The sequence below is a fragment of the Calorimonas adulescens genome, from assembly GCF_008274215.1.
Taxonomy (GTDB): Bacteria; Bacillota; Thermoanaerobacteria; order Thermoanaerobacterales; family UBA4877; genus Calorimonas; species Calorimonas adulescens.
In genome coordinates, this window is the sequence record NZ_VTPS01000002.1 from 55,433 (window position 1) to 70,424 (window position 14,992).

Below are 14,992 nucleotides of genomic sequence, written 5' to 3' on the forward strand. Positions count from 1 at the left end.
ATCACCTGCTGCCCATTTTCTGTTTTAGTACCTCTATTGCTTTTTGCAACTGGGTATCCTTATCTCTTGGTATATCGGTCATCTGGGCAACCTCCTTCGGTAATTCCACAACTATATCAGGGGCTATACCTTTACCTTGTATGTCGGTGCCTTTGGGTGTATAATACTTTGCTATCGTATATTTAAGCCCTGAGCCATCGTCAAACTTATACATTGTCTGGACGAGACCCTTGCCAAATGTCTTGGTCCCCACAAGCGTCCCTGCACCATTGTCCTTTATAGCACCCGACAGTATCTCAGAGGCACTGGCGCTGCCACCATTGACAAGAACCACAAGCGGCAGCCCCAAAGACCTATCATCCGAATAGCTGTATTCTCTCTTGCCATTCCTGTCCTCCGTATAGACAATAGTCCCTTTTGGCAGGATTTCATCGGCAATATTCACGCACACGTCAAGAAGACCGCCGGGGTTATCTCTGAGATCGATAATAATCCCCTTTACATTTTGAGACTTCAATTTCTTGACCGCATTGCTGAAGTCCTCATCGGTATGTTCATCAAACATGGTGAGCCTGATATATCCAATGTCGTCCTCAAGTTTTTCATAACTTACTGTTTCCAGCTTTATGATATCTCTTTTTATATTAAAGCTAATGGGTTGGTCTACCCCTTCCCTTGTCACCGTCACTTTTACCATTGTACCGGCCGGCCCCTTCATCATAGCCACTGCAGCGTCAAGGTCCTTACCTGATACTGGCTTGTCGTCAACAGCTATGATTATATCACTGGCCTTCACCCCGGCAGCCTCGGCGGGAGAACCCTTTATAGGGGATACTACACGTATGTTTCCATTCTCATCCGCTGAAACCACAAGACCAATACCAGCATAATTCCCCGTGGTTTCAGTCATAAAATCCTGGTACTCTTTCTCAGTCATATATACCGTATACGGATCATTTAGAGATGCCGCCATGCCCTTAAAGGCCCCATCATACAGCGTATCCGGGTCTACCTCGGTCAAATACCTCTGTGTCAGAATGGACTTTATCTGCAATAGTTTCATGAATTCCTTGAAATCGTCATATTGTTTTCCGGAAAGTACTACTGAACCACCAGGCAGCGGTACCGGTATAAAACTTATTAATGCAAAAGCTACAACAAAACCAACTAAAACCAGCGCAAAGTCTTTAATAAAATTTTTATATCGCACAGATCATCACCTCTAACAATGTATGAACCTACTATAGAATTATACAATATTATTATCAAAAAAAATAGGTACCAATGGTACCTATTTCAGATACGGCATCGGATCTACAGGCGTACCATCTTTCCTCACCTCAAAGTGGAGGTGTGAGCCTGTAGACAGACCGGTACTGCCTGCCTCTGCAATCTGTTGTCCCTTAACCACCTTGTCTCCAACTTTTACCAAAAGCTTTGAGTTATGACCATACAGGGTTGAAAGCCCGCTACCATGGTCTATGATAATGGCATTACCATATCCGCCATACACCCCTGCAAATATTACCTCCCCATCTGCTGCCGCTACAATTTTGCTCCCCATCGGCGTCGCTATATCTACACCGCTGTGAAACTTTTTTGTCTTTAATATCGGATGTATTCGCCATCCGTACGGATCGGAAATCCTCGTATACTCCGGAGCAGGCCAGGCAAATACACCACCGTTATAGGTAAGCTTTGACTTTGCCTGCAGTTTCTTTATCATATTACCAATCTCTACAGACTCCTGCTCAAACTCATCCAGGGCAGCCTCCAGCTCTTCCTTCTGTGCCTCAAGTCTCTGGACGAGCAGGCTTCTGTCTGTTTCCTGGTCTTTAAGCTCCTTCTTTCTCAAATCTATCTGGTTCCTGGTGGAAAGAAGCTGTGCCTTTTGGTCTAAAAGCTTTTGCTTCTGGGCCTCTATGGCGTCCCTGTTTGATTTCATTTCATCCAGTAAATTGTTGTCATAGTCTATAACCCTCTGTATCATATCCAACCGGGATATAAAGTCACTAAAGTCAGTTGAATCTAAAAGGACCTCTAAGTATCCTGTAGGTCCGTTTATGTACATAGCCCTTACCCTCTCTTTATACAGGGCCTCCTCCTTTTTAAGCATATTCTGGGCTTGCTCGAGGGCCTTCTGAGTCTGATCATAATTTCGCTGGATCTGATTCAACTGGACCTGCAGGGTTTCCAGTTGGGTATTTGTCTCTTCAATTTTCCTGTCCAGTTCTTCTAATTCTTGAAGGTACTGGTTTTTCTGTTTTTCTACTGTATTTATCTGCCCCTTCGTCTCCTTAATCTTTTTGTCCAGTGTCTGCTTTTGTTTCATGTAATCATTTAAGGTATCAGCATTTACTGTACCTGCAAAAAGAGAAAATGCTATCATTGGTATAATCACAAAAGAGACAATTTTTTTAAACCTCATTTGTTTTCCCCCCTATCAAGCCTTCAAAAACCTATGGATTGAAAGAGTGCTGCCCAAAATCCCTATAATCAAACCTATTGAAAACAACATTCCGACGACATTTTTTATGACCATGGACACAGGCAAAAGCCCAAATACAAACAGGCTGCTGGTTAAATACTCCACTGTATAGCCGTAACTCACCCTCAAGATGACAATGGCAATAGCAGTGCCCAAAAAGCCAAGGACTGCCCCTTCAATTATAAACGGCCAGCGTATAAACCAGTCAGTTGCACCCACATACCTCATTATGACTATCTCCCTGCGTCTGGCATACACAGCTATCCTTATGGTGTTGTATATTATCACCACTGCAACAATAATAAGTACCACGATCAGGACAAGACTGACCATACGTATCACATAGGTCACGTTCAATATCTTTTCAACTATGTCCTTGCCGTATCTTACCTGATCAACCCCATCCATACCTTTGACTTTAGCCACCACATCCTCTATCACCTGAGGTGACTCTGTCTTAATGATAAACGAACTCGGCATAGGGTTGTCCCCTTCAAGGCCAGCCAAGAGGTCGCTCCTATCTCCAAGCTGCTTCTTAAAATTCTCAAGTGCCTGCTCCTTTGACTCGTATTTTATATCTTGCACGCCGTCTATGGCTTTTATCTTATCCTCCAAGATTTTTGTATCCTCTTCTTTTAAATCATTCTTGAGGAACACCCTTATCTCCAGCTGTGATTCTATCTGTGAGGCAATACTGTCCACATTCAGGATCATGGCACTGAATATTCCCAGCATGAACAGTGCGGCTATAACTGAGGATATTGAAGCCACAGTCATAACCCTGTTTTTCCACAGATTTGAAAAGCCCTCTTTTATATAATATCCCAAATTATTTAGCGACATCGCCGTAAACACCCCTTGTCTGGTCTCTGACTATGTTGCCCATATTGAGAGAGATAACCCTTTTTTTCATGTTTGTAACTATCTCTTTAGCATGGGTAGCGACAAGGACGGTGGTCCCTCTCCTGTTTATTTCGTTTATAAGTTCCATAATTCCCCATGCCGTGTCCGGGTCAAGGTTACCTGTAGGCTCATCAGCTATGAGGATAGTTGGGTTATTGACAAGGGCTCTGGCAATAGCAGCCCTTTGCTGCTCACCGCCGGACAGCTCTCTGGGATATCTGTAAGCCTTATCTGAAAGGCCCACAAGGGACAGTACCATGGGTACCTGTTTTCTTATAAGGCTCCACGGAGTGCCGGTGACTATCATTGCAAAAGCAACGTTGTCATATATTGTCTTGTCAGGTAAGAGCTTATAGTCCTGAAAGACAACCCCCAGTTTTCTCCTGTAGTAAGGAATATCCTTTGGTTTCATACGGGTAACGTTGTACCCGTTTACTAAAATCTCGCCACTGGAAGGCTCTTCCTCTTTTAATATAAGCTTCAGTATGGTCGATTTTCCGGCACCACTGGGGCCAACCAGAAAAACAAACTCTCCCTTGTCTATAAAAAAATTTATATCACTCAAGGCAATGACATTGCCGGCATATCTTTTGGATACACTATTAAATTCAATCATCAGCAGACCTCCAGAAACTCATAGTTACACGTATATACTTATTTCTTCTTTTTTTATCAAATTCCTGCTAAAATTAATAAAAAAAATGGAGGGAAATGTTGGAAGTAAATCTGTGGATAAATTTGTGTAAATTGTTAATAACTGTAATTAAATAGTAAGTGCCTATTTAACAGAATAAAATAATGATACACTGTTGGAAACCGGGATGCTACATTTTTCTTCTCTATTGCTTTCAAATCCATTATTGTAATAATGGTAGATTTTTATCAAAAATTATTGTACAACATGTCAATATACATTTTTATTATTACCGCTTATAATCATTTGTAGGAAAATCAATTAAATTCTTTATAAGGAGTGAATCTAATGGCTGACGTGGTATTCAAAAATATAAGCAAGGTGTATCCGGGTGGAGTCAAGGCCGTAGACAACTTCAACCTTGAGATTAAGGATAAGGAATTTGTCGTCCTTGTGGGCCCATCTGGATGTGGTAAATCTACAACTCTCCGTATGGTGGCTGGATTAGAGGAAATAAGTTCCGGCGAACTGTATATAGATGGAAAGCTGGTTAATGATGTACCCCCAAAGGACAGGGATATTGCCATGGTCTTTCAAAACTATGCCCTGTATCCTCACATGAATGTCTATGAAAACATGGCATTTGGGCTTAAACTTAGAAAGACTCCCAGGGATGAAATAGACAGGAGGGTTAAAGAGGCTGCAAAAATACTTGATATAGAAGGGTTGCTTAACAGAAAGCCAAAGGCCCTTTCAGGCGGCCAGAGGCAGAGGGTGGCACTGGGCAGGGCTATAGTGAGAAATCCAAAGGTATTCCTTATGGATGAGCCTCTATCCAATTTAGATGCAAAACTCAGGGTCCAGATGCGCACGGAGTTATCCAAGCTGCATGACAGACTTCAGACTACATTCATTTATGTAACCCATGACCAGACTGAGGCTATGACCATGGGCAACAGGATAGTCGTCATGAAGGACGGGGTAATACAGCAGGTGGCTTCACCTCAGGAGATATACAACAGGCCGCAGAACATTTTTGTGGCAGGATTCATTGGCAGCCCTGAAATGAACTTCATAGACGGACGCATAAGCGCCCAGGGTGGTAAATACTTCTTAAACTTTAAGGATATTAGTTTGAGTCTGCCTGATGGCATCGCAAAAAGTATCAATCCCAATTATATTGGCAGAGATGTGGTTATAGGGATAAGACCTGAAGATATCCATGATGAGGAGATGTTCTTGGATACATTCCCCGAGTATACCTTTGAAGCCACAGTAGACGTTGTGGAGCTTCTGGGGTCAGAGACATACCTCTATCTGCAATATAATGGAATGTCCCTAACTGCCAGGGTTGACCCAAGAACATCTATAAGAAACGGAGACAAAATAAAGATTGGCTTTGACATGAACAAGGTACACCTTTTTGATAAGGAAAGTACAAGGCGCATAATGGATTAGCAAATAAAGATCAGGAAAGTGGTATACTATATATGGTGATGAGTAATGAACAGCCAGTTAAGCAACTTTTTCCAGGAGGTTTCCCTAAACCTGTTAGACCGTAAAATAAGATATGATGACCGTCCATTTGAGGGTTCCACCGAGATCCGCTTGGGATTTGACAGATGTTTTGTGGATTCTGGTACCGATTCTCCTTCTGGTATAGAGGCTTTAGCCCTGTTAAAGGGACTGTATGAAGAAAGGTTAAAGGAAGGAATCGAGAGGTTCATCGCTGGACTGGAAAGCGACATAGAATTCCCACTTCCCCTGTCAGTTATTTCAATACAGAGCAGTAATTATAAAGATATACAGGACCTGCTGTATACCCTCTTTGAATCTGTTTTTAGCTATCCCATGAACGGCATACTGAATGTATTCCTTCCCATAAATGACATGGAGAGCCTTGAGGAGTCTGTCCTCGCCCTCCATGACAGTATAGCAGAAGAACTGTATCTTAAGGCAAGCATGGGTACAGGTATACTTTGTACATCTCGTGAGGAACTAAGGCGCAGTTATCAAACATCACGCATTGCAATGAAGTTATGCGATGTGTTAAAAAAGGATGTGATATTTTACCACAGGCAATGGCTTGATAGACTTGTTTTATACATGCCTGTTGATGATAAAAAAGAGTTCATTAGGGAAAACATTAAAGGTATAGATATATTAAAAGACGAAGAGACACTAAAGACGATAAATGCTTTTTTAAGCTGCAACCTCAGCCTGTCAGAAGCTTCAAGGTTGCTTTATATACACAGAAACACCCTTTCATATCGTCTGGATAAAATACAGTATGAGACTGGGCTGGACATAAGAAACTTTGAGGACGCTATAAAAATGAAACTGTGCCTGACTATGCTAAGAAGCATGTTATAAAAGTAGCTTTTATACAATAGGCGCACTTATTGGCATGTCAACAACATCCTGCACCCTATACCTGTCTGAGATGCCATTATATTTACAAAATTAAATAGGGATATCCTCCTGGACAGAGTGATGCACTGAGAAAGAGGCGTATCCCTTGATGTTATATGGTATACCGGTTAACGATAATACCAAGGGCCAAATCGGTCTACCCGTTATAATGTGCCATTATATTATTTTACATTTACTACCATATCCTTATTCTTTTCAAAAATAAGCCTTAACCCCTCCATGGTAAGGAGACTGTTTACCTCATCTATTTCCTCAGATTCATCAGATATCAGCCTGGCCAGGCCGCCCGTGGCTACCACAAAGGCATCCTTACCCAACTCCTTCTTCATCCTTTTTACCATATAGTCCACGAGGCCCACGTACCCATAAATGATACCAGCCTGCATACCTGCTACTGTATTTCTTGCAATAACACGGTCCGGCTTCTCAAGCTCTATCTTTGGCAGTTTGGCAGTCCTCTGGAAGAGGGCATCGGCAGATATAACAACACCTGGTGCTATAGCACCACCCAGGTATTCGGCACTCTCCGATACAGCACAGAACGTGGTTGCTGTCCCGAAATCAATGATTATTACAGGGCCACCATAAATTTCATATGCAGCAACAGCATTTACTATCCTGTCTGCGCCAACCTCCTTAGGGTTATCATATTTAATATTAAGTCCTGTCTTTATGCCAGGACCTATAAATATGGGCTGAACCCTGATATATTTTATGCACATACTGAACAGGGCATGATTAACCGGTGGCACCACAGAAGATATAATTACAGAATCTATTTGATTAATGGCTATATTAGACCAGCCCAGCATCTCCCTTGCCAAAAGACCATATTCATCAGAAGACTTATCCCTATCGGTTGAAAACCTCCAGGAATGAAGCAATTTATCTTTGTCAAAGACACCCATTACAATGTTCGTATTGCCTACGTCAAAGGCCAGAAGCATAAAATCATCCTTTCTTAGTGAGCTCATTGTATGATGGTAGCCCTACTATGCTATCAGCAGATTTGACTGCATTGATAATGGCCTTTTCTACAACCTCTGCTGCAGCTTCACAAAGGGTCATAATGTCATACTCTATATTACCAGTAGACATGGCAAAAATGCAATCCCCATCATAAATTGTATGTACTGGTTTTATAACCCTTGAATAACCATCATGGGCTACCTGAGCCATTTTGTTTGCCTGCTCCTTGGTAAGTCTTGCATTGGTAGCTACTACTGATAAGGTAGTATTTTTGCCCCATGGCTTTTCCTCAGGCACATTTTTCTTGAGATACTCGTAAGTATTCAAAAAACCTCCATTTTCATCTCTGCACCCTGCAATAATACTGCCGTTCTCATATATATCTCCCAAAGCATTTACAACGCTTATTGCGCCTATAATAACCCCATTAGCAAGTTCTATGGAGTAACTTCCAATGCCGCTCTTCGTGGCCCAATTTATTCCACGGATCTTACCAACACTGGCACCTGTCCCGGCACCCACAGAACCCTGTTCAACCTTGCAGTCCGCCGAATTTCTGGCAGCCATATACCCCATCTTTTTATCTGGCCTTACTCCAGGATCACCGACATCAAGGTCATATATCACAGCTGCCGGTACAATGGGTACCTTAGCAGTACCTGTATTAAAACCAATGCCCTTTTCCTCAAGATACTGCATAACGCCACCCGCCGCATCAAGCCCAAACGCACTACCTCCTGTAAGAAGTACAGCATGTATCCTGTCCACCAGGTTGGTTGGATGAAGGAGGTCTGTCTCACGGGTACCTGGTGATGAACCCCTTACATCTACCCCACCTATTGCGCCGTTTTCTGCTATAACTACCGTACATCCTGTAAACGCTTTATAATCACTGTAATGCCCTACTTTAATCCCCGGAACATCTGTTATTGTACCATTCATTATCTTATCCCCTCCCCAAAAAACTAATAATATTATACCACATATTAACATTCAGGGTATCTTTTTTATAATTCAGTGCTTCTGCAAGGCCTATTTAGATTATACTGAATGTCAAAATGATATCAAAACTGTTTATACGATACGTTTAATTAATAATTAATATGCTTGCACAGTGAAAACCTCCACATTCAGGTAGGAAAAAACTATAAATATCTACTTCACAAAATCCCTCTTAAATAGTAATATTTAAGATATAAAACTATATGGGGGAGATCTGATGATAAAGGTAAATGCAAAGGGGCACCTTGAAATAGGCGGCATTGACGCTGTGGACCTTGCAGAGGAATTTGGTACCCCTCTTTACTGCATAGATGAGGATATATTGAGAAAAAACATAGAGGAATATAAGGATGGATTTAAACAGATTGATATTGACATAGCCTATGCCGGCAAGGCATTCCTTACACTGGCTATGTGTCAGATCATAATGGAAGAAGGACTCAGTCTGGACGTGGTGTCCGGTGGAGAACTTTATACAGCCATCAAAGCCGGGTTCAACCTTAAAAAGGTATATTTCCACGGAAATAATAAGAGCGTATCCGAGCTCACGATGGCCGTGGAAAATGGTGTTGGAAGAATAGTAGTTGATAACTTCCATGAGCTTGGTCTGCTCGAAGATATACTTGAAAAACACAACACAAAACAGGACATATTATTAAGGCTCTCACCAGGAATAGAGGCTCATACCCATTCATACATAAGTACTGGCCAGCTTGACTCAAAATTCGGATTTGGCATCAATGACGGAAGTGCTATAAAGGCCATTAAAACTGCGCTGATGTCTAAAAGACTGAATTTGACCGGCATACACGCCCATATAGGCTCACAGATATTTGCATTGGAGTCATACAGTGAAGAGGTCAATGTGTTATGTAGTTTTCTTAGGATGGTAAAAGCTGAAACCGGTTGGAGTGCCAAGGAATTGGACATAGGCGGAGGACTTGGCATTAAATACAACGGTCAGGATGAGCCGCCTGCCATCAGTGAATATGCCCAGGTCATTATTGACAGCTTTAAAAGATCAGTGGATGAATTCCAGATAAAAATACCAAGGCTTATCATTGAACCGGGACGTTCAATAATAGGAAACGCAGGATATACACTTTATACGGTCGGTTCCATAAAGGATATCCCTGGAATAAGAAAATATGTATCTGTGGATGGCGGGATGGCAGACAATCCCAGGACCGCTCTGTATGGCGCTAAATACCACGCAGTGCTGGCAAACAAGGCTGATAGAGAAGCTGTTGAAATGGTATCTATAGCTGGTAAGTGTTGCGAATCAGGTGATATGCTTATCTGGGATATCAACCTGCCTGAGATAGAACCTGGAGATATACTGGCTGTGTTTTCTACAGGTGCATACAACTATTCCATGTCCAGTAACTATAACAGGCTGCCCAGGCCTGCTGTAGTTCTGGTGAGGGATGGTAATGCCAAGATAATTGTGAAGCGGGAGACATATGAGGACATAATAAGGAATGACATAATGATATAGAAGGAGGCATTGCGCCTCCTTCTATATCATTCCTTTATATCAAGCTTAAGGTCCTCAGGGTTTGTGCTCTTGCCTACAAACCGCACAACGAGATATGTTACAACTGCGCCCAATAGCAATGCAATCCAGACATTTAACCCAAGTCCGACTGGTATATAGCCAAACACGGCCGATATAAGAGCTACCGAAACAGCATATGGCATTTGCGTAGTCACATGGTCCATATGGTCACAGGCAGAAGCCATGGAAGAGAGTATGGTGGTGTCAGATATTGGCGAGCAATGATCACCAAATACCGCACCTGCCATAACCGATCCTAGAGTTGGGAGAAGTGGTGCCCCAAGGCCATGAGCCAAAGGTAGAGCAAGAGGCATGGATATAGCCATTGTGCCCCACGAGGTACCGGTTGAAAATGATATCAGGCATGAGATAAGAAAGACCAGGAATGGAACAAGCCCAGGCGACAGGTTCCCTGATAGCGCACTGATAAGATAATCAGCCGTCTTAATATCCTTGGTAACAGCACCTAAAGACCATGCCAGAGTCAAAATAATTGCTGTAATCAAGAGGGACTTTGCACCTTCAACGAAGGTATCAAAGGCTTCTCCAATTGTAAATATCCCTTGAAATAAGCCCATAATTATAGCTATACCCGTAGCCGACACAGCTGCCCATAGAAGAGCAATGCTGGCATCAGCATTTCCCAATGCCTCTCTTATTCCCTCGGCTGTCAACGGTAATCCTGCACCACCACCGCTGTACCAAAGACCCCAAAACCCAACAACAACCAATGTCAGAATAGGAATAACCGCATTATATATACGTGGCTTCACCTTAAAGTCACCGGTCTCTTCCACATTCATCATCGGTTTGGCATTTTCAGAAATAACCCTGCCGGTGGTCCTTGCCCTGACTTCTGCTCTATACATAGGCCCAAAATCCCTCATTAGATATGCTACTAAAAATACAAATAAGAGCATGAAAAGTCCATAAAATCTATACGGGATGCTGGACAAAAATGTGAGATAGGCATTAGCTTTAATTCCTAAAGAATTGAAGCTATCATTAATGAGGCCCACCTCATAACCTATCCATGTGGAAATAAAGGCAACATCTGAAACCGGAGCTGCTGTAGCATCTACCAAAAAAGCAAGTTTTTCCCTTGAAACCCGCATCTTATCATTTAACGGCCTCATCGTTGGCCCAACAACAAGAGAATTGGCATAATCATCAAAGAAGACCAGGATACCCACCAATTCTGTTACTATTTGAGAACCTCTTGCATTTCCAGCCAGTTTGCTCAGGGCATCAGCTACCGCCTTCATTCCTCCCATTTTTTCTATGATGGCCACCATACCACCTATGGTTAATGTGAATACAAGTATCCCCGCATGCCACGGGTCTGCCACCGCCTTTATTATATATGTATCCAGCGAGTGAAGGAAACCTTGAAACGGGTTCCAGCCATTTAACATAGTAACCCCTACAAACAGGCCGAGGAACAGGGATACTATTACCTGCCTTGTGATAAATGCAAGTATGATGGCAAGCAGTGGTGGCAAAAGAGATAGTATGCCAAAATTAACCTCTGCTGCTTCTTCTCCTTGAGCAAAAACTGGTGTAGCAACCGTAACAAAAATCAGAATTGTAGGCAACAAGAATATTTTTTTCTCCAAAAACTTTCCCTCCTTAATTATCTAAATAAAAAATATACATTAAAATAAATTCTACAAGAAATACAAAATCCCTGCCTGTTGAAGTAAATTTTAATATTTTTAAAAACCCTCCACCATCTGATGGAGGGTTTGACTTATCCTACCATGCTTTATTCTTCTGTAGCTTCATTCTCTACCGGTACTTCTGAAGCCTTGGTATAAATTACACTTAATACAACACCGTCAGGGTCGTCTTTTACCTCTATACCATCCGGCAGCTTTATGTCCTTAACAAACACTGTATCTCCTATATTCATATTCGATACGTCTATATTGATTTCAGATGGAAGATCCTGAGGAAGGCCAACCAATTCAAGCTCCCTTAACTGATGTTGTATAATGCCTCCCTTGCTTTCTACTAAACCCTCTCCTGTAACTACTATTGGCACCTTCTTTTCTATTTCTTCATTCAAAGATACCTGTTGAAAGTCAATATGCAACACCTTTCCAGTTACCGGGTCTTCCTGTATCTCTTTGATTATAGTAGAAAATGTTGAACCGTCAACTGTTACATTATATATTGCCCCCTTACCGTGACGCTTTAGAAGGTTTGTTATATCCTTTTCATTCACACTTATGGGTGTATTGCTCACATTCTTGCCATAGAGTACCGCTGGTATTTTACCTTCTTTTTTGAGTTTTTGATTTTGATTTTTCCCGGGTTTTCTTACATATACGTTGATATCAACCGCCATATACATCCTCCTCCCTGTGTTTTTTATATAATTATAACACTTTATGCAGGATTTCTACAAATTTAGTGTTGAATAATCTGCTGGGTGTCATACGCAAATTAAAATTTTTTAATAAAAAATTTCTAATTTCTTAAGAAGGATTTTTATAGACTTTATCGAATAAGTATAGAACAAAATAAAAATATCGTTTATATGTTTACGTGGAAGGATATCTAGGGTTCCGGCATAAAATGCGACTGTGACCAAGCGATATCATAATACACCGAAGGTATAAAAGACCATCGGAAGGTTCCGCCCTAAGTGGGGCTTGTTTTTTTATACTTAAAGGGGGTGATTGCCAAAATCGACATTAACATTATCAAAAGGAGTTTATTTATGAATATTACAAAACAAAATGGAGGTATGTGTATGAGTAAAAGGTTTTATTTGATGCTTACAATGGTTTTGGTTGTCACCCTTTTCGTTAGTGCCTGCGGAAACAGTCAGACGCAAAACTCACAGCCGGCACAGCAGAGCAGCAGTCAAGGAACTGGAAGCAAAGAATCTTTAAAGCTTGGTATGGTTGGTCCATTAACAGGGAATACAGCAACTTATGGCACCAGTGTAAAAAATGGCGTAGAGATAGCAGTGGATGAGTTTAATAACAATGGCGGATATAACGGACAGAATGTAGAGCTGGTTGCAGAAGACAGCCGTGGAGACCAGACGGAAGCCAGCAATGCTACCAGGAAACTCATAGAGCAGGATAAGGTATTTGCCATAGTGGGTGCAGTCTTAAGCAGCGAGACATTGACAGCCGCACCGATAGCCAATGATGCCGGCATACCAATGATAAGTCCATCAGCCACAGCACCCGGTGTACCTGAGGTGGGACCATATATTTTTAGAAACTGTATAGCTGACAACGTGCAGGCAGTACAGATGGCTGAATATGCGGCAAAAGAGCTCGGATTGAAGAGGTTTGCGGTAATGTATACAAACAATGATTACGGCCTGGCCCTCAAGAATGCCTTCACAGATACAGCCAAAACCCTGGGCGAGGTGGTTGGAGTAGAGGCCTATATGGATGGAGACAATGATTTTAGAGCACAGCTCTCCAAACTAAAACAACAAAACCCGGATGCCCTCTATATAGGCGGTTATTATACAGAAGCTGCCAAGATAGCCCAGCAGGCCAAACAGCAGGGACTAGACAATGTTGTGTTACTTGGCGGTGACGGTTTTTATTCACCACAGCTTGTTGAACTGGGTGGAGATGCAGTAGAGGGTGCAGTGTTTACCGCTGGTTTCTTCTCTGGAGACCCTGCAGAGCCTGTGCAGAAATTTGTATCAGCATATAAGGCCAAGTTTAACGCCGAACCTGATATGTTTGCTGCCCAAGCATATGATGCGGCTAATATTGTGTTAAATGCCTTGAAAAAGGCTGGCCCAGATTCAAAAGCTATTAGAGAAGAAATGGCTGCTACAAAAGATTTCCCAGGCATTACCGGTGTCACATCCTTTGATGAACAGGGCGACGCCGTAAAACAGGTCCTGATATTGAAGGTCGTGGATGGCAAATTTACGAAGTTAAGATAAACTTGTAATTATATTATATGGACAGGGATATCTATCTCTGTCCATAAAATCATTTTTTATTCTACTATATAAAGTCTGTATGAACATGATAGAGGCATCCATGTGACTAAAAAATACCATATACTCTCTCCAGGGTCACGTTTGATGCTGCATATCATGTTCAAACTGGTTTTTGTACTATAATTATTTTTAAGAGGTGGTTAAATGTTTTTCGACCAGTTGATAAATAGCCTTACATTGGGCAGTACTTACGCATTAATAGCCCTTGGATATACCATGGTATATGGAATACTCCAGTTAATAAATTTTGCCCATGGCGAGATCTACATGATAGGCGCATTTATTGGACTAATTATGGTTAGTTATTTTCACCTTCCATTTTATGTGGCATTAATCATAGCCATGGCCGGTTCTGCCATCCTGGGTGTCTGTGTAGAAAAGATAGCCTATAAACCGCTCAGGGAGTCTCCCAGGCTTGCACTCCTGATAAGTGCTATAGGAATGTCCATATTTCTTCAAAACTCGGCACTTATTATAGCCGGGCCTGCGGCCAGGCCATTCTCTCAAAATATAAACTACGGCAGCTTTACTATAGGTGGTATGCATATATCAACACTTCAAATCACTATAATAGCTGTTTCCGTCATTATGATGATTGGTCTTCATTTCTTCATAATGAAGACCAAGATGGGAAAAGCCATGAGAGCAACATCATATGACCAGGCTGCAGCAAGGCTTATGGGAATAGACATAGATAATGTAATCTCAGCCACCTTTGCACTCGGGTCTGCTCTTGGAGCAGCTGCTGGTGTACTGATTGGACTGTACTTTAATTCTGTTGACCCAACGATGGGAGCAATGCCAGGTCTCAAAGGGTTTATTGCGGCTGTTGTCGGTGGCATAGGCAACATACCCGGAGCAATGCTTGGTGGGTTGCTTCTTGGTGCGGCAGAGGTGTTTGGCACTATATATATATCATCATACAAGGATGCCATTGCATTTACTTTACTAATTGCAATACTTCTTTTGAAACCTTCTGGCCTTATGGGCAGTACATTGAGAGAAAAGGTATAAAGG

13 protein-coding genes are annotated in these 14,992 nt (G+C 42.0%); 5 read left to right on the top strand and 8 right to left on the bottom strand.

Annotated elements, in window-relative coordinates; genetic code table 11:
* Position 1 precedes the first annotated feature (1 nt).
* The 4 genes from FWJ32_RS01970 to ftsE form a co-directional block, all read right to left on the bottom strand.
* Positions 2–1,210: a S41 family peptidase gene (locus FWJ32_RS01970; protein ID WP_149544310.1), complete on the bottom strand. Its 1,209-nt coding sequence runs from the start codon at positions 1,208–1,210 to the stop codon at positions 2–4.
* Between the two features lie 81 nt (positions 1,211–1,291).
* The gene (locus tag FWJ32_RS01975; protein ID WP_149544311.1) at positions 1,292–2,428 is read right to left on the bottom strand and encodes a murein hydrolase activator EnvC family protein; all 1,137 of its coding nucleotides are present in this window, start codon (positions 2,426–2,428) and stop codon (positions 1,292–1,294) included.
* Between the two features lie 15 nt (positions 2,429–2,443).
* Positions 2,444–3,331: a permease-like cell division protein FtsX gene (gene ftsX, locus FWJ32_RS01980; RefSeq protein WP_149544312.1), complete on the bottom strand. Its 888-nt coding sequence runs from the start codon at positions 3,329–3,331 to the stop codon at positions 2,444–2,446.
* Positions 3,318–4,007 carry a cell division ATP-binding protein FtsE gene (gene ftsE, locus FWJ32_RS01985; protein ID WP_149544313.1) on the bottom strand — a complete coding sequence of 230 codons (690 nt, stop codon included), beginning with the start codon at positions 4,005–4,007 and terminating at the stop codon, positions 3,318–3,320. Before ftsE ends, ftsX begins: the two co-directional genes overlap by 14 nt.
* A 366-nt stretch (positions 4,008–4,373) precedes the next feature.
* Between ftsE and FWJ32_RS01990 the strand changes: the two genes are divergently transcribed.
* A complete protein-coding gene (locus FWJ32_RS01990; RefSeq protein WP_149544314.1) occupies positions 4,374–5,483 on the top strand; it encodes an ABC transporter ATP-binding protein in 1,110 nt (369 codons plus the stop codon).
* Between the two features lie 45 nt (positions 5,484–5,528).
* Positions 5,529–6,398, top strand: coding sequence for a PucR family transcriptional regulator (locus FWJ32_RS01995; RefSeq protein ID WP_149544315.1), 870 nt, complete (start codon positions 5,529–5,531; stop codon positions 6,396–6,398).
* Positions 6,399–6,619: 221 nt separating this feature from the next.
* On the opposite strand, the gene FWJ32_RS02000 is transcribed toward FWJ32_RS01995, so the two are convergent.
* Positions 6,620–7,405, bottom strand: a complete 786-nt coding sequence (locus FWJ32_RS02000) for a type III pantothenate kinase (RefSeq protein WP_149544418.1) — start codon at positions 7,403–7,405, stop codon at positions 6,620–6,622.
* A gap of 4 nt (positions 7,406–7,409) precedes the next feature.
* On the bottom strand, positions 7,410–8,369 hold the full coding sequence (locus FWJ32_RS02005) for a P1 family peptidase (protein WP_149544316.1): 960 nt from the start codon (positions 8,367–8,369) through the stop codon (positions 7,410–7,412).
* A gap of 277 nt (positions 8,370–8,646) precedes the next feature.
* On the opposite strand from FWJ32_RS02005, the gene lysA reads away from it, so the two are divergent.
* Positions 8,647–9,927: a diaminopimelate decarboxylase gene (lysA, locus tag FWJ32_RS02010; protein WP_149544317.1), complete on the top strand. Its 1,281-nt coding sequence runs from the start codon at positions 8,647–8,649 to the stop codon at positions 9,925–9,927.
* A gap of 26 nt (positions 9,928–9,953) precedes the next feature.
* Here the strand turns inward: lysA and FWJ32_RS02015 are convergent, their stop codons facing one another.
* Together FWJ32_RS02015 and FWJ32_RS02020 are read right to left on the bottom strand one after the other, a co-directional pair.
* Entirely contained in the window at positions 9,954–11,603 is a 1,650-nt protein-coding gene (locus FWJ32_RS02015; RefSeq protein WP_149544318.1) for a Na+/H+ antiporter NhaC family protein, read from the bottom strand.
* 149 nt (positions 11,604–11,752) lie between these two features.
* Complete coding sequence (locus tag FWJ32_RS02020) at positions 11,753–12,337, bottom strand: 50S ribosomal protein L25 (protein WP_149544319.1); 585 nt, start codon at positions 12,335–12,337, stop codon at positions 11,753–11,755.
* Between the two features lie 408 nt (positions 12,338–12,745).
* Between FWJ32_RS02020 and FWJ32_RS02025 the strand changes: the two genes are divergently transcribed.
* Positions 12,746–13,915 carry an ABC transporter substrate-binding protein gene (locus FWJ32_RS02025; protein ID WP_203227545.1) on the top strand — a complete coding sequence of 390 codons (1,170 nt, stop codon included), beginning with the start codon at positions 12,746–12,748 and terminating at the stop codon, positions 13,913–13,915.
* Between the two features lie 204 nt (positions 13,916–14,119).
* Positions 14,120–14,989, top strand: coding sequence for a branched-chain amino acid ABC transporter permease (locus tag FWJ32_RS02030; RefSeq protein WP_149544320.1), 870 nt, complete (start codon positions 14,120–14,122; stop codon positions 14,987–14,989).
* The last annotated feature ends 3 nt before the right edge of the window (positions 14,990–14,992 follow it).